Genomic DNA, 17758 nt, shown 5'->3' with positions numbered 1-17758 from the left:
CAGCCGTCGCGAAGGCGAGGACCGAGTTGGCGCGATCCGGCACGTCGCCGACGACGTTCGCCAACGCAAGCAGCAGGCCGCCGACCACCAAGATGACCACGGTGAGCCCCAACGCGGTTGCGATGGTGATCGTCTGCTGATCGCGTGCGGCTTGGCTTCGCATGTTCGCATTCTCGCGCCTCGGGCGCCGCTTTGCACCCGTGCCGGAACCACCCGGAACTCGGCAGGAAGGAACTAATCGCGGCAGAAGCGGTCGGGTTGCAAACCGCGTCCCAACGGCAGCGATCGGGCTCAGTGGTCACCGGAGAGCGTCGCCCGAAGCGAGCTGCTCGCCCACCATGCAGCGTCGGCGCGGGCGGCTCGTGCGTAGTCGCGTTCGATGAGTTCTGCGAACGCTGCATCGTGCTGGGCCATCTCTTCGAGGTCCGCTGCGTGGCGCACCATCTGCTCGGCGATGGCACCGCCGAGCGCGGCGCGATCCTGCGCCGAGGCGTTGTAGCCATCGAGCAGGGCGCCGAGGTTCTCGCGCTGCCGCCTCGTCACGCTCTCATCAACGTCGATGCCGTACTCCGCGTGCCACCAAGTTCCAGCCATCAACGGAGCCCATCGCCATGCAGCCCAGGCCACGTCCTCAAGTGGGTGGCCTGGCCGAGCGAAATCCCAGTCGAGCACTACCAACGAATCATCGGCTCGTCGCACGGTGTTGTACGGGGACACGTCGTGATGAACGATCACCTGATCGGGCTCCAACACGGTTCCGGGGGCGCGGCGCCACGGCTTCGACGGGTCCACCACGAGCCCGGCTTGGGCTCCTTGGAAGTCACGGATCCACCGACCGATCGCCCAGCAAATCTCCGCGGTCCGAAAAGACGTGGGTAGCGGCGCCGACGGCGACAACGTGCCGACCTCGCCGGGCACGAATTCAAGGACCTCTCTGCCCGACTCGTCAACGCCGAGGACACGCGGCGAGCCCGCAAAGCCGATCGCCTGCAGATGGTTGAGCAGGTCATGCACGGCCGGTGTCCACGCTCCGCTAGGTCGGCGCACGGTATCGCCTACGCGTGTGACGACGGTCGTGTTGCCGCCAACGAGCAACTCTTCATCGGCCATTCGACGAGCATCGCACGGGGGCTACCGGAACAGGGAAGGCGCGAGCGGATCTCGGCAGATTGGTTCGGATCAAGTCGTCATCGAATTGCGGCAATGTACTGGGAATAGGCCACGGCGGAGTCCGTGGCGTGCTTCTCGATCGTCGCCGGGTGGTAGCCGAGCGCCTCAGCGATGATCGCGACCGGCGCAAGCTTGGTGAGTTCGTGCAGCGTCCCGAGTCGAGCCGCCCGTGTGCCAAAGACGACCTTCAGCCGGTGACGCAGCTGTGCTGGGTTGATGTGCTGGCCGGGGGAGTAGCCCCGGAACACCCAGTTGCTGACCGGGTGCGCAGCGGTCAGGTCGTGGCCAGGGTTGGCCGCCAGGAAACGCCATGGCTGGTCGAGTGGGTCGGGCAGTGCGATATCGATTGCGCCGACGCGGACGGTCACGATGTCGTCGGAGATCTTCACGTGATCCCACGTCAGGCCAGCGACGTGTTCGATCTGCTGGCCGAAGACGAGGACCAGGATGGCTGCGGCGCGGTCTCGTGGGTGCAGCTCCTCTGTGTGTACGACCCGTTCTACGACGGCCTGCTGCTCGTCGGCGGACATGCGCGGGCTCGTGCCACGGCGGTGAGCACGAATGTCCAGATGAGGAGCAACGAGTTCGGTCTTTATCGCCCACGAAAGGAAGCGGACGCCCATCAGTCGGGTGGTGGTGCCGTCGTTGACCCATGCATCGAGGTGTTCCTGCTCGAGTTCGTGGAGTTCGATGCAGTGGTCGCTGAGCCAGTTCACGAGATCGATTGCCACAGTGACGGTCTGCTTGCTCCGGAGGAAGGTTCCGTGGGCAACGGGGCCGGCCTGCTGCTTCATGCGGCGGATGTGCGCCGCCTGGATGTACTGGGCGATGACGTCGCGGTTGCGTTGGTCGTCGACGCGATTGAGTGCTTCTGTTGCCCAGGCCTTGTAGCGGGCTAGGTAGACATCGCGGCGGGGAAGTGAGCCATGCGCGACGAGCAGTCCGCGGACGAACTCTCGAGTTCGCGAGTTCGGCAGGGCGTCCAGTTGTGCATGGGTCACCTTTGGGGTGACCGCCAGTTCCTGCAGAAGCGCGGTGACGTGCTTCTGACGGATCCAGGTGACGCCGCTGTTTGAGCGCTTCATCGACTTCAACGCCGTCGCCATCGGGGCCAACTCCTTGGCGATCGTCCCGGTGTCCGGGTTGGTCAGGAGGCGGTCGACGTCGTCTTCCAGGACGCAGGTCCAGCATCGACCGCTGTCATACAGCTCGTCTTCGGCTCCGCAGCGTTGGCAGTCGATGTTGAGGCGCACGCCGGAACATGCGCGGCATGCCGGTTGGTCATGCAGTCGCCCTGGTAACACGCCTTCGTGTCCGCACGCACATGTTCCTCGGGTGCGTTTGGCTTGCTGATAGCAATAGCCGCAGATCGGTCCGTCAGGCCACCAGGCCGCCGTCGGATGATGTTCGCCGCAGCGCACGCAAGGTTCGGGCCAGCGGGTCTTGTCGCCGGCCTTCCGGGGGCGCGCCATCCTCAGGATTCTTCGTCGTCGCTGAGCAGCCGGATCCGATACGCGACCGGGTCACCGGGTTTCAGACCAAGATCCTCACTGCGCCGCGGCGCGTTGGCGGATGCCGCCGCCCGCATCTCGACGTACGGCTCGAAGAGCTCGTTGGGTGAGCAGTCGAGGATGTCGCAGAGAGCCGCGAAGGTTCGCGCAGGAATCCGTTCAGGGGTGCTGGTGACCAGCCGGTAGACCTGGCTCTCGGACAGGTTGATGCCGCGGGACCTGAGAAGCGGCATCAGTTCCGTGGTCTTCCACAGGTTTCGCTGCGCCATGACCGTCCGCAGGTTCCATCGGTAGCCGATGCGGCGTTGTTCAGACATGGGTCTCGTCCTTCGCCTGGGTCGCGATGCGACGCGTGATCATCTGCTGGACCGTCTTCTGCTTGAAGTCCGCTGAAACCGACGTGTACAGGCTGGTGGTCGAGGCGTACGAATGGCCGACCTGGGTCTGGATGAAGGCAGGGTCGTAGCCAGCCTCGATCAGGTGCGTGACGTAGGAATGCCGCAGGCAGTGGAGCCCGAGTTCTTCGGGGAGTTCCGCTGCGTCGCGCGCCGCGGCGAAGGAATCGCCCATCGCGCCGACTGTCACGCGGCCGGAGCGCTCGCTCGGCCACAGTGCTGCGGATCGATCGGCGGTCGCGAACAGTGACCTGCCCCGTGGGCCGGTCCACATCTGCATCATTCCGACCGACCAGTCGAACCTGGGCACGGTCAGAACCGTGCGTCGCCGTGGGCCAGAGCCGGCGGTTCCCTTGGCCCAGCGCACAGTCAGCGCGCCGAACATCCCGTAGTCGGGCACGTGCGGGTTCGGGCCGAAGTCGTGCAGATCGAGCATCGTCAGCTCGCGGCGGCGCAGGCCATAGGCGTAGCAGAATTTGAAGGCGATGGAGTCGCGAAACAGGGGGAGCCAGCGCTTGCTGCCGACCGCCCGCGCGGCGTCCACGGCATCGTCAAGATGGCCGAACAGATGCTCGAGCTCATCGCGCGTGAATGAGCGTCGGGTGGTCGGTACGGCATCGTCGGTCGTGTGGCGCGGCGTGTTCCAGTCGAAGCAGATCTGGTTCGGGATGCTGCCGAATTGCCGCTGACAGAATTCGACCCAGCCGTATGCGGGATTTGTTAGATACGAGCAGAACATCGCGATGGCGTTGCTCTCGGCCCGCAGCGTGTTGAGCGTGATGGGCCTGGCGCCAGAGCGCCGCTCGGCCATGAAGTCGTCCAGGTCGACGGCCTTCCAGGTCCAGGGAAACTCGGCCGCGTAGCGCTGGAATCGCGTCAGGATGCCGATCCGGCTCTTGATCGTCGCGACTTGCAGGCCACGGGCCAGCATCTGCGAGCTCCAGCCGTCGAGCATGGCCTCAAAGACGCGCTCATCGGCTCGGAACAGCCCGACCGTGGCGTCCCGCAGAAACCTGGGCACGAAGCCGGGCGCTGACGGTTCCATTGGCACCTCGCAAGAGCGGAATCCTGCATCTAATGCAAGGAACGTACGCCGACCTGCGCTGATGCGCTAGAGCAGTTCTGTCAGAAGCGTTCTGAGCGAAGTGCCATCAGAGCGCTGACCTGCGCAGACGCCGGAATCGACGTGGAACGGGAGTTCTCGCATCTACTTCAACTCCCGTTGGTTTCGATCCGATAATGGACATTATGTCATTATGCGCGGGGACGATCCGGCAGTCGGGAGCGCACCAACCTCCCCCGTACCCGCTACGTGCACGACGCACCGACCCGCTCCGGGCGACTCGCTACAGTCGCCGCATGCTGATCCGACCCGCTGTCGCCGCGAGCCTCCTCCTCGTCCCTGCACTCGCCGCGTGCAGCAACAACCAGGAGGCAGCACCGGGCACACAACCCGATGCCGCGTGCACCTACTCCGCGTCAGGCGACGCCGCGAAGTCCGCTGACCTTCCCGAGGGTGAGCCGACGGTCAAGGGGCCCCAGCAGCTGACGATCACGACGAGCCGTGGCGCGATCCCCGTGACGCTCGACGCGGATGCCGCACCGTGCACGGTCAACTCCTTCGTCTCGCTGGCCAAGCAGGGCTACTACGACGGCACCACGTGCCACCGCTTCATCAACGACTTCATGATCCAGTGCGGCGATCCCTCCGCCTCCGGCATGGGCGGCCCGGGCTACTCCTTCGATGACGAGCTGTCCGGCGAGGAGACCTACCCCCTGGGCACCCTGGCGATGGCCAACTCCGGGGCCGACACCAACGGTTCCCAGTTCTTCATGATGGTCGCCGACTACCCGCTGGACCCGGCATACACCGTCTTCGGCAAGGTCGACCCCGCTGGTCTGAAGGTCCTCGAGAAGATCAACGCAGGCGGCAACGGTCCTGACGGCACGGCTCCCGCGCCCGCGGTCGACATCACGTCGGTGAAGTAGCCGCCTCCTTCAGCTGCATCACCACAGGGGCTCCGGCCTCGACGGTGCGGCTGACCGTGCACCAGCGGTCGTGCGTGCGCTCGACGGTGGACGGCAGGATCGCCCGTGCGGCGTCACCGTCCGGCCCCTCGGGGAACTCGATCTCGAACGTCACGGTCAGCTGTCCCATGCGCGTGCCGGTCTCGTCGCGCTCCTTCTCCCCCGTCGCGACGGCGCGGAAGGTCGTGGCGGCGGCCCTGCGCGCGGTGATCGGATCGATGGTCACCGCTCCACAGCCTGCGAGGGCCGCGAGCAGGAGCTCGACCGGCGTGAAGTCAGGGTCGTCCCCGTTGCCGAGGGTGACCACTCCCCCGCGCTCGTTGGTCGCCCGGAAGCGCGCCGGGCCGATCTTCTCCAGATGTACCTCGCGGTGCGTGTCGCCCATGGGCGCGACAGTACGCCGACCCGCCCGTCTGCGGCGTGGGTCGCAGGTTCTGTCGGTGGTCGCTGTTTGGATGGAGCCATGCTTCTCCTTGGTGTGCTTCTCGGTCTTCTTCTCGGCGCGGCTCTCGGCTGGCTCGCAGCCCGGCTGCGCCAGGCCGACACCGTGCCGCCCGCGCTCCCCTCCTTCGAGGACCCTGAGGTCACCGCTGCGCGCCACCGTGCCGAGATCGCCTCTGTCCGGCAGGAGGAGGCCGAAGCGCGCGCGGTGCTGCAGGCCGATGTCGCCCATGCGGAGGCGACGGTCACCGGTCTGCGCGAGGCGGTCGCCAGCCTGCAGCAGAGCCTCGCCACGGCTCGCTCCGACCACCAGACGATGGTCGAGGCGCACCGGCGCGAGCAGGCTGAGCGTGAGCGGGCGGAGGCCGGCCAGACCCAGGTCCTCAAGACCCTCACGCCGGTCGCCCAGCAACTGCAGGCGATGCAGCGCAAGGTCGACGATCTCGAGCGCCAGCGCTCGCTGCAGCACGGCGAGCTGGCCGAGCAGCTGCGCACCACGCGGCGCACGGCCGAGGAGTCGCGCAAGGCGGCCGACACGCTGGCCTCCGCGCTGGGCAACAACGCCACGCGCGGCTACTGGGGAGAGACCCAGCTCAAGACCCTCGTCGAGTCCGCAGGCCTGCTCGCCCGCGTCGATTTCACGACCCAGGCGTCGATCACCGCCGACTCAGGGGCGCGCCGGCCCGACATGGTCGTCAACCTCCCCGGTGGCAAGCAGATGGCCGTCGACGCCAAGGCGCCGTACACCGCTTTCGTGGCGGCGTTCCGGGCTTCCTCCGACCCGGACGAGCGTCAGCGGCTCCTGGTCGACCACGCCCGCAAGATCCGAGGCCATGTCGACGCCCTCTCCGGCAAGACCTACTGGACCGGTCTCGCCGCGAGCCCGGAGTTCACCATCGCCTTCATCCCCAACGAGCAGCTGCTCACGGCCGCGCTCGAGGTCGATCCGTCGCTTATGGAGTATGCATTCTCCAAGGGTGTCGTCCTTGCCACTCCCGCCAACCTGTGGGCGGTCCTCAAGACGGTGGCCTACACCTGGCGACAGGACGTCCTCACCGAGGACGCCAAGCACCTCTTCGACCTCGGCCAGGAGCTCTACCGCCGGATCTGCACGCTCGCCGGCCACGCGGAGAAGATGCGCAGCTCCCTCGAGGGCGCGGTCAACCACTACAACTCGTTCGCGAGCTCCCTCGAGTCCCGCGTGCTGGTCACGGCCCGCAAGCTGGACCAGGTCGACGAGGCCAAGCTGCTGGCGACCCCCGCCCTGATCGAGAAGACACCGCGGCGGATCGTGGCCGCTGACTTCGAGGCACTCCGCGAAGTCGATCGTGACGCGCTACCGCTGCACTTCGAGGCCATTGATGCCGAGATCGTGGACGACGACTCGGCCGCCGGCTGACCGGCGGCGCCGAGGCAGCGCAGGCCGGCGTCAGAAGGACGGCAGGCGCGCCGGCGCGAGGATGACGACCGCAGCGATCAGGCCGACCGCGACGGCCCACACCATCAACCGGACCAGCTGACGGCGACGCCGGCGGGCGCGGCGCGCCGCAGTGCCACCGCGGCTACGACGCTCGCGCTCCTGCAAACGGTCGGCGAAGACACGGAGCGTCGGGTCGTCCGGTGCCCTCCAGCCGGGGATCTCGGTCGCGTCCGTCTGCGGCACGGGGCGCGCCACGGCAACAACCATCTCACCGACCGTGGGCACGACCTCCCCCGCTGCCGGCGCGGCGGGAGCAAGGAGCCCGCTCGCGAACGGGGCTGCCACCACAGGCTGCGCCGGATCCCCCGGCTGATCTGCTTCGGAGGAGCCCGTTCGATGCGCGTGCACCGGTTGCTGGACGAGCGGCTCGCGCTGCACCTGCTGCGGGACCACCGGCGCCTCCGCGGGGACGGCAGGAGCGGCAGGGGCCTCCAGGAGCGGCGCCGTGATGACCGGGATGTTGCCGGTCAGGTGGCTCCAGTCTTGGGGTGGCGGGACCGGCGCGCCGAACGGGATCCGGCAGAGCGTGCACTTCTCCGTGCCTGCCGGCGACAACGTGCCACACCACTCACAACGCTTCTCGTCCACCGTTGTCGCAGCTCCCCATCTCCCGACCCTGTTGCCCCTTGCAGGATAGAGGGAGCAGACCACTCACCTGTGCCGAATGCACGGAAAACGCCCAGACAAAAGATCGGACGTCCAACCTCTTCCGCTCTGGGGTTACTCACCAGTATCTTCCGGATGTTGTCTACGTCACACCGAGGAGAGTTCATGCGTCTGACCCGAGCAGTCGTGGGTGCCGTCGGCACCGGCGCCGCCCTTCTGGCCGGCGTCACGGCCATCCCCTCCCCCGCGCTCGCTGATGGCCCCGGTGTCGGCACGCCGTGGGTCGTCTCCGTCGGCGACTCCTACATCTCGGGTGAGGCCGGTCGTTGGGCCGGCAACACCAACAACGGCGAGCCGATCCACGACGCCGGCGGCGCCGCGACGTACTTCGACAACGCGACGCGCACCGCGGAGACGATCAACCGCTGCCACCGCTCGACGGCAGCGCAGGTCTACGTGGGAGGCGGCGTCAACGGCCTCAACCTCGCCTGCTCGGGCGCCAAGACCGGCACCGTCCCGAGCGACGGCAGCGGCTACTTCAAGCCCGGCCTCGACTTCTACAACGGCACCCGTGGCAAGGGTCAGGCGCTGATGCTGCAGGAGTTCGCCACCAGCCACAACGTGAAGATGGTGTCACTGTCGATCGGCGGCAACGACTTCAACTTCGGTGCCATCGTGCAGCAGTGCGTCAGCGACTTCCTTGCCTCCCCGTCCTGGTGGAAGGACTACTGCAAGGACGACAGCGTCGTCGTCAACGCAATGAGCGCCAGCAACATCGCCACGCAGCGGACGAACATCAAGAACGCGCTGCTCAACGTCCGCACCGCCATGCGCAACGCGGGGTACGCCGACGGCACCTGGACGCTGCTGGTGCAGAACTACGAGTCCCCGCTGCCGGCCGGTTCGGCGTTCCGCTATACGGAGTCGGGCTACACGCGGCAGAACACGGGAGGCTGTGGCTTCTGGAACGCCGACGCCGACTACGCCAACGGCACGATCCTGCCGACGATCAACAACACGATCACGGGCGCGATCACCGACACTGGCATGACCAATGTGAAGACGCTCAACCTCAGCAGCGCCTTCAACGGACGCCGGCTCTGCGAGAACACCGTCGGCCTCTACGAGGAGAAGGGCCTGAGCACCTGGCGGAGCACGGGCGCGGTCGACAAGACCGAGTGGGTGAACACCATCCGCACCGCGACCGCGACCGGCAACTACTACATCCAGGAGTCGCTGCACCCGAACTACTGGGGCCAGCTCGCCCTGCGCAACTGCCTGCGCCAGGCGTGGAACAGCGGTGCCCCGCGCAGCGGCACCTGCGTCCGGGGAGCCAACGGCGTCAACGCCAGCGGTGAGCCGAACATGCTCCTCAACTGACCCTGTGAACGCCGAAGCGGCGCAAACCTGTGCGGGTTTGCGCCGCTTCGAGGCATTCTGGCTGCAGGTCCGAGCCGCCTCGGCGCCTCAGTCGGCGAAGGCCTCCGGCGGCGGGCAGGCGCAGACCAGGTTCCGGTCGCCGTACGCGTTGTCGACACGACCCACCGGCGGCCAGTACTTGTCGGGGTCGATCCCGGTCGGGAAGACGCCGACCTCGCGGGAGTAGGGACGGTCCCACTCGCCGACGATCGAGCGGGACGTGTGGGGCGCGCGGGCCAGGGGGCTGTCGTCGTGGCTCCACTCCCCCGCCTGCACCTTCGCGATCTCGGCGCGGATCGCGACCATGGCGTCGATGAAACGGTCGAGCTCGGGCAGGTCCTCGGACTCGGTCGGCTCCACCATCAGCGTGCCGGCGACCGGGAATGACATCGTCGGCGCGTGGAAGCCGTAGTCGATGAGCCGCTTGGCCACGTCGTCCACGGTCACGCCGCTCTCTCGTGAGAGAGCGCGGAGGTCGAGGATGCACTCGTGGGCGACCAGGCCGTTCTCACCCTTGTAGAGCACCGGGTAGTGCTCCTCCAGGCGTGCAGCCACGTAGTTGGCCGACAGCACCGCCGTCGCGGTCGCCTTCGTCAGGCCCGCAGCACCCATGAGCCGGACGTACGCCCACGAGATCGGCAGGATGCCCGCCGAGCCGTACGGCGCAGCGCTGATCGCACCGATGCCCGCGCGCTTGGCAGCGTCGGGGTGCTGCTCGTGCGTCGGGAGGTACGGCGCCAGGTGGGCGCCGACCGCGACGGGCCCCACACCGGGGCCGCCACCACCGTGCGGGATGCAGAACGTCTTGTGGAGGTTCAGGTGTGAGACGTCGCCACCGAACTCGCCCGGGCGCGCGTGGCCGAGCAGGGCGTTGAGGTTCGCGCCGTCGACGTAGACCTGGCCGCCGTGCGAGTGCACGATCTCGCAGAGCTGCGTGATGCCCTCCTCGTAGACGCCGTGCGTCGATGGGTAGGTGACCATGATCGCGGCGAGGTCGTTGGAGTGCTCGTCGCACTGCTTCTGCAGGTCGTCGAGGTCGACCGTGCCGTCGTCGTTGGACTTCACGACCACGACGCGCATGCCGGCCATCACCGCGGACGCGGCGTTGGTCCCGTGAGCAGAGGCGGGCATCAGGCAGACGTCGCGGTGGGTGTCGCCGTTCGCGAGGTGGTAGGCCCGGATCGCCAGGAGTCCGGCGAGCTCGCCCTGGGAGCCCGCGTTGGGCTGGATCGAGACCGCGGCGTAGCCGGTGACCTCGGCCAGCCAGCCCTCGAGCTCGGCGACGAGGCGGTGGTAGCCCTGGGCGTCGGCGGCCGGCACGAACGGGTGCAGGTCGGCGAAGCCCGGCAGCGAGATCGGCTCCATCTCCGTGGTGGCGTTGAGCTTCATTGTGCACGAGCCGAGCGGGATCATGCCCTTGTCGAGGGCGTAGTCACGGCCCGACAGCTTCGCCAGGTAGCGCAGCATCTGCGTCTCGCTGCGGTGCGTGTGGAAGACCTCGTGGGTGAGGAATGCCGTCTGGCGCGCGAGCTCGACCGGCAGCGCGGACGGCGTGGTGCGGTCGAGCTCGTCGAGGTCGAGCTCGGTGGTGCCCTCGACGGTCGGGCCGAAGGCAGCCAGGACCTTCTCCACCGTCTCGTGCGTGGTCGCCTCGGAGGTCGAGAGCCCGACCGTGTCGGCGTCGACCAGCCGAAGGTGGAGTCCGGCGGCGCGCGCTGCGGCGACGATAGCCTCGGCCCGGCCCGGAGCGGCCACCGTCAGGGTGTCGAAGAAGGTCTCCGAGCCCAGCGCGTAGCCCAGCGACTTCAGGCCGGCGGCGATCACCGCGGCGTAGCGGTGGGTGCGCGTCGCGATCGCAGTCAGTCCCGCGGGGCCGTGGTAGACGGCGTACATCGAGGCGGCCACCGCGAGCAGGACCTGCGCGGTGCAGATGTTGGAGGTCGCCTTCTCGCGGCGGATGTGCTGCTCGCGCGTGCCGAGGGCCAGCCGGTACGCCGGACGGCCCTCGCTGTCGATCGAGACGCCGACGAGACGGCCGGGCATGTGACGCTCCAGACCCTTCGACACCGCCATGAAGCCCGCGTGCGGGCCGCCGTAGAACAGCGGAACGCCGAAGCGCTGCGAGGAACCGACGACGACGTCCGCCCCGAGGGCCCCGGGCGCCTCGAGCAGCGTGAGCGCGAGCAGGTCGGCGGCGACGACGGCGAGGCCTCCGTGCGCGTGCGTCGCGTCGATGGCGGCACGTGGGTCGCGGACGGCACCGGAGGCACCGGGGTACTGGATCAGCGTGCCGCAGACCTTGCCGCCCGACAGCTCGGCAGGCAGGCCCTGCGAGAGGTCTGCGACGACCACCTCGATCCCCATCGCCTCGGCGCGGGTGCGCACGACCTCGATCGTCTGCGGCAGCGCGTCGGCGTCGACGACGAACGGGCCCTCGGCCTTGCGGTTGGCGCGGCGTACGAGCGTCATCGCCTCCGCGGCCGCGGTGCCCTCGTCGAGGAGCGAGGAGTTCGCGATCGGCAGGCCGGCCAGGTCGCCGACCATCGTCTGGAAGTTGATCAGCGCCTCGAGGCGGCCCTGCGAGATCTCCGGCTGGTACGGCGTGTACGCGGTGTACCAGGACGGGTCCTCGAGCACGTTGCGCCGGATGACCGGCGGCGTGATGGTCGCGTGGTAGCCGAGGCCGATCAGCGGCTCACCCGGGAAGTTGAGGCCGGCCAGCTCGCGAGCGAGCGCGCCGACCTGAGCCTCCGTCATCGGTGCCGGGAGCTTCAGCTCGGAGGCGGGCCGGATGCCGGCCGGAACGGCGGCGTCCATCAGGGACTCGAGCGAGTCGTGGCCGAGCGTCGCGAGCATCGTGTCGATGTCGGACGGCGCGAGGCCGATGTGACGGTCGACGAAGGGAAGCGCTGCGTCGAGGTCGTGCAGGCTGGGCAGGTCGGTCAAGGCGATCTCCATCAGAAGCGTCCCGTGGGACGGGTCGGCGTCGCCTCCCCCTCTGTCGCGCCCGGCGCTGGGCCCTTCAGAGTTGCCTCAGTCCGCACGGTCCCTGGCGCCTGAGAGGTTCCGGGGAGGAATTGCCCCTTCGGCGCTCCGCTGACGCGGAGACTCTCCCGCGCGGTGTCAGCAGCGTGGAAAGGCTACCCCAGCGAGGGGCCGTCTTCGACGTCCGGCAGCTCCGCGTCGGTCACCTCGTGCATCTGGTGGCCGTGTCCGCTGTGCCGCACCTCGCGCCGCTGCTCGGCATACGTCCAGGTCTCGAAGGCGACCAGCGTCCAGATGAGAGCCACCACGCCGCCGAGCTGCGCCAGCGCGGGCGCGCTCCAGAGCACGAGCAACAGGACCGCCAGCGCGCCGACCGTCACCGACCGCGGGAGGCTCAGGATGCGCGTGGTGCGCATCTTGAAGGCGATGTGTCCGAGGAGGTAGAGACCGACACCGCCGTAGAGGGCGACCAGGCCCGACGCGCTGAGGGGGTCGGCGAGGTCGTGGTGGTGCGGGTCTCCGACATAGCCGAGCAGCTTCTTGAGACCGAGCGCCAGCAGGACGATGCCGACCATGAGCGGAAGGTGCAGGACGGAGTAGGCATCGCGCGCCATCGCCGTGCGGTGCCCGTCGTCCGGCTGCTCGGCCAGGGCGTGCTCGGCGTGGATCGCCGTCACGTCGAAGTAGATCCACCACAGGGCGGCCGCGAGCGCCAGGCCGAGCGCGCTGGCGGCGAGGATCGGCCAGGAGACGGGGAGCTTCTCGGCACCGATGCCGATCGCGACGATCGACTCACCGAGCGCGATGATCACCATCAGGCCGTGCCGCTCGGCGAAGTGCCCCACCGAACGCAGCCGCCACCCGCGGGAGCCGCCGAGGATGGTGCCGACGTACTCCCCCGCGAGCGCAGTCGCCCAGAGTGCCGTCTGTACGGCCGGGTCGTGGCTGGTCGCCGCCCAGGCGAGCAACGCCGTGCTCACCAGCAGTGTCGGGGTGAACTTCACCAGCTGCCTGCGCAGGCCGTGGTCGTCGCGGGCGTAGCACCAGAAGAGTGCGATGTGCGTGATCCGGAAGAGGAAGTAGCAGGCGAGCAGCACCCAGGGTCCGCTCAGCCCCCCGGGCAGGTCGTAGAAGGCCTCGGGGATGGCGAGCGAGACGGCGAACATGGCCACCATCGCCACCATCAGGATCACCCGCACGAAGCCCTCGTCGGCGCGGACCAGGTTGGTCAGCCACGAGTAGCTGACCCACGCCCACCACAACAGCGCGATCATCAGCACGCCCTGCAGCATCGCCAGCCACGGCGAGACGTGGTGGTCGTTCGGATGCGCCATGTACGCCGTCACCTGGGTGAGGGCGAAGACGAAGACCAGGTCGAAGAAGAGCTCGAGCGGTGTCGCGGTCTGGTTCTCCTCAGTGCGCTCCATGGTCGGAAAGACTAGGACATGACGAACGGCCCGCTCCCCTGCTGGGGTGCGGGCCGTCTGCCGGAGTACGTGGGAGGGGCGTCAGCCGATCTTGCGGGCACGACGCGCAGCCAGCTCGTCGCTGGCACTGCCCGTCGCGGCGCCGTCCTCGGCGCGCTCGCTCGGCAGCTCCGAGAGCGTGCCCTCGATCTCGCGCCAGACACCGCCGATCGCGATGCCGAAGACGCCCTGGCCGCCCTGGAGCAGGTCGATGACCTCGTCGTTGCTCGTGCACTCGTAGACCGAGGCGCCGTCCGACATCAGCGTCACGCGCGTCAGGTCGTCGGTGCCGCGCTCACGCAGGTGGGTCACGGCGGTGCGGATCTGCTGGAGCGAGATGCCCGCGTCGAGCAGTCGCTTGATGACCTTCAGGATCAGGATGTCGCGGAAGGAGTAGAGGCGCTGCGTGCCCGAGCCGGAGGCGCCGCGCACGCTCGGCTCGATCAGGCCGGTGCGCGCCCAGTAGTCGAGCTGGCGGTAGGTGATGCCGGCCGCGTTGCACGCGGTCGGACCCCGGTAGCCCTGGTCGTGGGGAAGCGGGGACACGTCATCGGTGAAGAGCAGACCCTGCTCCTCGGCCTCACCTGCTGCCAGCTCGGCAGCGGCGGTGTCCTTCACGCCGTCGTTCAGCTCCACGTCGACCTCCGTCGTCTCGCTCCGTATGCCGCAACTCCCGGGGGAAGGTCCGCAGGTGGTGGACCACAGCGGTGGAGTTACAACGAAGACACTCCAAGGTAGGCCCGAGCCCGCACCGGGTCAACGCGACACCCCGGCGTGTCTCACCCTCAAGTTGAAGGTGAGGGTCAGCCCTCAAAGTCTTCAGGCGTGACGTGGTCGAGGAACTCGCGGAACCGCTCGACCTCGTCCTCCTGCTCCTCGGGGACGGCGAGACCGGCCTCCGCGAGCACCTCCTCCGCACACACGATGCGCGCACCCGTGCGCAGCGCGAGCGCGATCGAGTCCGACGGGCGTGCGCTGACCTCGATGCCCGAGGCGAAGATCAGCTCGGCGTAGAAGACGCCCTCCTCCATCGAGGTGATCCGCACCTCCGACAAGGTGTTGCCGGTGCTCGCGATGACATCGCGGAGCAGGTCGTGCGTCAGCGGACGCGGGGGCACGACGCCCTGCTGGGCGAAGGCGATCGCGGTCGCCTCGACCGCACCGATCCAGATGGGCAGGTAGCGATCCCCCGCCACCTCGCGCAGGAGCACGATGGGCTGGTTGGAGGGCATCTCGACCCTCACTCCGACGACGTCGACCTCGCGCACACCTTCACCCTACCCGCGCACCGGATGCGATCAGCGGCTGCGGCGCAGACCGCTCTTGACCAGCGTGGCGTGAAGACGGACCGAGAGCGCAGCGATCGCTGCCACGGTCTCATCGGCACGGGCGGTGGCCGACGCGTCGCGGCCGTTGCGCACGGGGGCCGTCATCTGCTCCACCAGGCCGACCTCGCGGTCCGCGGCGGCCTTGAAGGCCCGCAGGTGGCGCGGCTCCAGGCCGAACTCGGCCAGCTCCGCGGCGGTGCGCGCGATCAGCAGCGCGTCGTCGTCGTACAGGTTCGTGCCCGTGCGCGGACGCACGAGCCCGAACTGCTCGAGCTCGGCGAGCTGCTCCTCGGTGATGCAGGCGATCTTCACCAGCTCCTTGCGTGAGAGGCGCGTGTCGCCGCGCTGCAGGAAGGACTCCGCACTCGGCATGCCGTCGGCAGCGAGCGTGACCGTCGGGACCGAGGGGACGACGGAGGCGATCGGCGGCGGCTCCTCGCCACTGTCGATCGCGTCGAGGTGCTCGCCGATCACCTTCAGCGGCAGGTAGTGGTCGCGCTGCATGCGCAGGATGTACCGCAGCCGCGCCACGTCGGCGTACGAGAACTTCCGGTAGCCCGCAGCAGTGCGCTCGGGCTTGATCAGGCCCTCGGACTCCAGGAACCGGATCTTCGGGATCGTCACCTGGAAGTCGTCACGGAGCAGGTCGAGGACCTGCCCGATGTTCATCCGCGCTGACGCGGATGCCTCCGGGATCGCTCCCATGATCACGCCCCGGCGTGGCCGGCGAAGAAGACCAGACGGTACTTGCCGATCTGCACCTCGTCGCCGTCCTGCAGCGTCACCGAGTCGATGCGGTCCCGGTTGACGTAGGTGCCGTTGAGCGACCCCACGTCGGTGACGGTGTACGCCGACCCCTCGCGGCGGAACTCCGCGTGGCGACGCGACACGGTCACGTCGTCCAGGAAGATCTCGCTGTCAGGATGCCGCCCGGCGGTGACCACCTCGGCGTTGAGCAGGAAGCGGGAGCCGGCGCTCGGACCACGCTGCACCACGAGCAGCGCCTGGCCCTCGGGGAGCGCGTCGACTGCCGCCGACTCGGCCTGCGCAAGCCCGCGCTCGGCGACGTCGAAGGTGATCGTCGCCGTCGTCTCGCTCTCCGACTCCCCGGCAGCGGCGGGAGCCAGACGGGTGCCGCACTGGGAGCAGAACCGCGCCTCGGCGGGGTTCTGGTGACCGCAGTTCGTGCAATAGGGCATCTCTGCCACCCTCCCTGGTCCGGCATCACCCTCAACGGGAGGTCGAGGGTGTGCGTCCAACGTATCAGCCCTGCAGGGACGCTTCGTAGGCCGCGGCGTCGAGAAGTCCGTCGACGTGCGACGCGTCGGCCGGGACGACCTCGAAGAGCCAGCCCTCGCCATACGGGTCGGAGTTCACGAGCTCCGGAGTGGCCTCGAGGGCCTCGTTGCGGGCCACGATCTCGCCGGCCACCGGGCAGTAGACGTCGGAGACGGACTTCGTCGACTCGAGCTCGCCGATGGCGGCGCCGGCCTGGACCGTCTCACCGACCTCGGGAAGCGAGACGTAGACGATGTCGCCGAGGGCCTCCTGGGCGAAGTCGGTGATGCCGACCCGCACCGAACCAGCCGCATCGCCCGGGGTGCGGACCCACTCGTGCTCGGCGGTGTACTTCAGGTCTTCGGGGGTCACTGGTTGCTCCTCGGATCAGGTCCCGGCGGTGCGGGCGGGGCGGGTTACGGGCAGGCTAGCGGTCGGCGTCAGGCTCGGCGAACTCCGGCGCGCGGTCCGTCACGACGGCATCGACGACGACCTCGTCGTCCTTCGAAGCGGTCAGCTGGCCGCCCGCCTCCTCGACCCTCTCGACGGGGCCGGAGGGAAAGTCGAGAGCACCCTCGAGCGCACCGGGCTCACCGATCACGTCGATGACGTACGGCGCCTCGACGGTCTCCCCGCCGACGTGGATCCCGTGGCTGGAGTCCTCGAACGACGTCTGCGCCACGACACGCACGCGGTCGTTGAACTCCATCGCCTCGGCTCCGGTCGCCCGGAGCTCCTGGACCATGTCGAGGAGCAGCGCAGCCGTGACCTTGCCATCGGGGTCGGTGATCGTGATCCGTACGCCGGACCCGCGCGCGGAGATGCTCCCCGAGAGGATGCCCAGCGCCGTCGCCTCCTGGCGCGCGAGCTTCACAGCGGTCTCGCGGCTGGTCGTGCTCGTGCGGAGCTTGTCGCGGTCCTTGCGGAGCTGGTCGATCTCCTTCTCGGCCCGCTCGGTGCTGGTGGCGAGACCGTCGAACGCGCGGACCAGGTCGGTCTGCCGAAGGCCGGCAAGGTCGTCGTCGGACTGGCGCGCCACCTGCGTCGCTCCCGCGAAGCCGAGCGTGAAGAGGAGGCCGGCCACGATCCACTGCCCGCGGCCGGGACGGCTGAGGAGGGAGGCACGGAGCCGGTCGCGTGCGGTGGGGGGCGCTTCGGAGCGTGGCTCAGGCATGGAACACGTGCCTCCGGATCGCGGCTGCGTTGGAGAAGATCCGGATGCCCAGGACGACGATGACACCCGTCGTGAGCTGACCGCCGACCCCGAGCTTGTCGCCGAGGAAGACGATCGTCGCGGCGATGAGCACGTTGCTGACGAACGAGACCACGAAGACCTTGTCGTCGAAGATCCCGTCGAAGTACGCGCGGAGCGCGCCAAACACCGCATCGAGCGCCGCGACGACGGCGATCGGGAGGTAGGGCACGAACGGTGCCGGCACATCCGGCTTGAGCAGCAGACCGACGACGATGCCGGCCAGGAGTCCCAAAACTGCGATCACGGGGTGTCCTCCGGGTTGGTCGGTCGCGGCACCGGCTCGGCGCGCACGAGGTCGGGTCGGCCGGCGGCCGAAAGCCGCACGTCGTTGTCATTGTCCATCGTGAAGACGAAGCCGTAGCGGGAGCGGAGCCCGAGGAACGCGACCCCCGAGCC

At 68.6% G+C, this 17758-nt stretch carries 18 protein-coding genes and 1 riboswitch; of the genes, 3 read left to right on the top strand and 15 right to left on the bottom strand.

The annotated features are described in order from the left end of the window. Nucleotides 1–291: 291 nt before the first annotated feature. The 4 genes from VLF38_RS13865 to VLF38_RS13850 form a co-directional block, all read right to left on the bottom strand. The gene (locus VLF38_RS13865) at nucleotides 292–1110 is read right to left on the bottom strand and encodes a phosphotransferase (RefSeq protein WP_325271828.1); all 819 of its coding nucleotides are present in this window, start codon (nucleotides 1108–1110) and stop codon (nucleotides 292–294) included. A 77-nt stretch (nucleotides 1111–1187) separates the two neighbouring features. Further along, nucleotides 1188–2423 carry a hypothetical protein gene (locus tag VLF38_RS13860; protein ID WP_325271827.1) on the bottom strand — a complete coding sequence of 412 codons (1236 nt, stop codon included), beginning with the start codon at nucleotides 2421–2423 and terminating at the stop codon, nucleotides 1188–1190. 221 nt (nucleotides 2424–2644) lie between these two features. Continuing rightward, nucleotides 2645–2998: a helix-turn-helix transcriptional regulator gene (locus VLF38_RS13855; protein ID WP_325271826.1), complete on the bottom strand. Its 354-nt coding sequence runs from the start codon at nucleotides 2996–2998 to the stop codon at nucleotides 2645–2647. Beyond that, complete coding sequence (locus VLF38_RS13850) at nucleotides 2991–4121, bottom strand: tyrosine-type recombinase/integrase (RefSeq protein WP_325271825.1); 1131 nt, start codon at nucleotides 4119–4121, stop codon at nucleotides 2991–2993. The genes VLF38_RS13855 and VLF38_RS13850 overlap by 8 nt, the downstream gene beginning before the upstream one ends. Nucleotides 4122–4435: 314 nt before the next feature. Here VLF38_RS13850 and VLF38_RS13845 point away from each other — a divergent pair, with 314 nt between their 5' ends. Beyond that, complete coding sequence (locus VLF38_RS13845) at nucleotides 4436–5065, top strand: peptidylprolyl isomerase (protein ID WP_325271824.1); 630 nt, start codon at nucleotides 4436–4438, stop codon at nucleotides 5063–5065. On the opposite strand, the gene VLF38_RS13840 is transcribed toward VLF38_RS13845, so the two are convergent. Further along, nucleotides 5049–5489 (bottom strand): OsmC family protein, encoded by a 441-nt coding sequence (locus VLF38_RS13840; protein WP_325271823.1) that lies wholly within the window; start codon nucleotides 5487–5489, stop codon nucleotides 5049–5051. The genes VLF38_RS13845 and VLF38_RS13840 overlap by 17 nt on opposite strands. A 78-nt stretch (nucleotides 5490–5567) precedes the next feature. Between VLF38_RS13840 and rmuC the strand changes: the two genes are divergently transcribed. Further along, nucleotides 5568–6944, top strand: coding sequence for a DNA recombination protein RmuC (rmuC, locus tag VLF38_RS13835; RefSeq protein WP_325271822.1), 1377 nt, complete (start codon nucleotides 5568–5570; stop codon nucleotides 6942–6944). Between the two features lie 30 nt (nucleotides 6945–6974). Here the strand turns inward: rmuC and VLF38_RS13830 are convergent, their stop codons facing one another. Continuing rightward, nucleotides 6975–7613 carry a hypothetical protein gene (locus tag VLF38_RS13830; protein WP_325271821.1) on the bottom strand — a complete coding sequence of 213 codons (639 nt, stop codon included), beginning with the start codon at nucleotides 7611–7613 and terminating at the stop codon, nucleotides 6975–6977. 183 nt (nucleotides 7614–7796) lie between these two features. Here VLF38_RS13830 and VLF38_RS13825 point away from each other — a divergent pair, with 183 nt between their 5' ends. Further along, nucleotides 7797–9011, top strand: coding sequence for a hypothetical protein (locus VLF38_RS13825; RefSeq protein WP_325271820.1), 1215 nt, complete (start codon nucleotides 7797–7799; stop codon nucleotides 9009–9011). Nucleotides 9012–9098: 87 nt separating this feature from the next. Here VLF38_RS13825 and gcvP read toward each other — a convergent pair whose 3' ends face one another. The 9 genes from gcvP to VLF38_RS13780 form a co-directional block, all read right to left on the bottom strand. Next, nucleotides 9099–12008: an aminomethyl-transferring glycine dehydrogenase gene (gcvP, locus tag VLF38_RS13820; protein ID WP_325271819.1), complete on the bottom strand. Its 2910-nt coding sequence runs from the start codon at nucleotides 12006–12008 to the stop codon at nucleotides 9099–9101. Nucleotides 12009–12083: 75 nt separating this feature from the next. Continuing rightward, a riboswitch (glycine riboswitch) is annotated at nucleotides 12084–12176 on the bottom strand. A gap of 14 nt (nucleotides 12177–12190) precedes the next feature. Next, on the bottom strand, nucleotides 12191–13462 hold the full coding sequence (locus VLF38_RS13815) for a low temperature requirement protein A (protein WP_325271818.1): 1272 nt from the start codon (nucleotides 13460–13462) through the stop codon (nucleotides 12191–12193). Nucleotides 13463–13543: 81 nt separating this feature from the next. Then, entirely contained in the window at nucleotides 13544–14131 is a 588-nt protein-coding gene (locus tag VLF38_RS13810; protein ID WP_325271829.1) for a MerR family transcriptional regulator, read from the bottom strand. Between the two features lie 173 nt (nucleotides 14132–14304). Further along, entirely contained in the window at nucleotides 14305–14769 is a 465-nt protein-coding gene (locus VLF38_RS13805) for a bifunctional nuclease family protein (RefSeq protein WP_325271817.1), read from the bottom strand. A 30-nt stretch (nucleotides 14770–14799) separates the two neighbouring features. Beyond that, nucleotides 14800–15534, bottom strand: a complete 735-nt coding sequence (locus VLF38_RS13800) for a MerR family transcriptional regulator (protein ID WP_325271816.1) — start codon at nucleotides 15532–15534, stop codon at nucleotides 14800–14802. A gap of 2 nt (nucleotides 15535–15536) precedes the next feature. Beyond that, nucleotides 15537–16028 carry an FHA domain-containing protein gene (locus VLF38_RS13795; RefSeq protein WP_325271815.1) on the bottom strand — a complete coding sequence of 164 codons (492 nt, stop codon included), beginning with the start codon at nucleotides 16026–16028 and terminating at the stop codon, nucleotides 15537–15539. A 64-nt stretch (nucleotides 16029–16092) separates the two neighbouring features. Continuing rightward, nucleotides 16093–16479 carry a glycine cleavage system protein GcvH gene (gene gcvH, locus VLF38_RS13790; RefSeq protein WP_325271814.1) on the bottom strand — a complete coding sequence of 129 codons (387 nt, stop codon included), beginning with the start codon at nucleotides 16477–16479 and terminating at the stop codon, nucleotides 16093–16095. A 55-nt stretch (nucleotides 16480–16534) separates the two neighbouring features. Next, nucleotides 16535–17281, bottom strand: coding sequence for a DUF881 domain-containing protein (locus VLF38_RS13785; RefSeq protein ID WP_325271813.1), 747 nt, complete (start codon nucleotides 17279–17281; stop codon nucleotides 16535–16537). Further along, entirely contained in the window at nucleotides 17274–17606 is a 333-nt protein-coding gene (locus VLF38_RS13780; RefSeq protein WP_107699697.1) for a small basic family protein, read from the bottom strand. The genes VLF38_RS13785 and VLF38_RS13780 overlap by 8 nt, the downstream gene beginning before the upstream one ends. Nucleotides 17607–17758: the final 152 nt, after the last annotated feature.

It is taken from the genome of Nocardioides sp. (assembly GCF_035481145.1).
Lineage (GTDB): Bacteria > Actinomycetota > Actinomycetes > Propionibacteriales > Nocardioidaceae > Nocardioides.
This window is presented reverse-complemented; position numbering and strand designations above follow the sequence as displayed.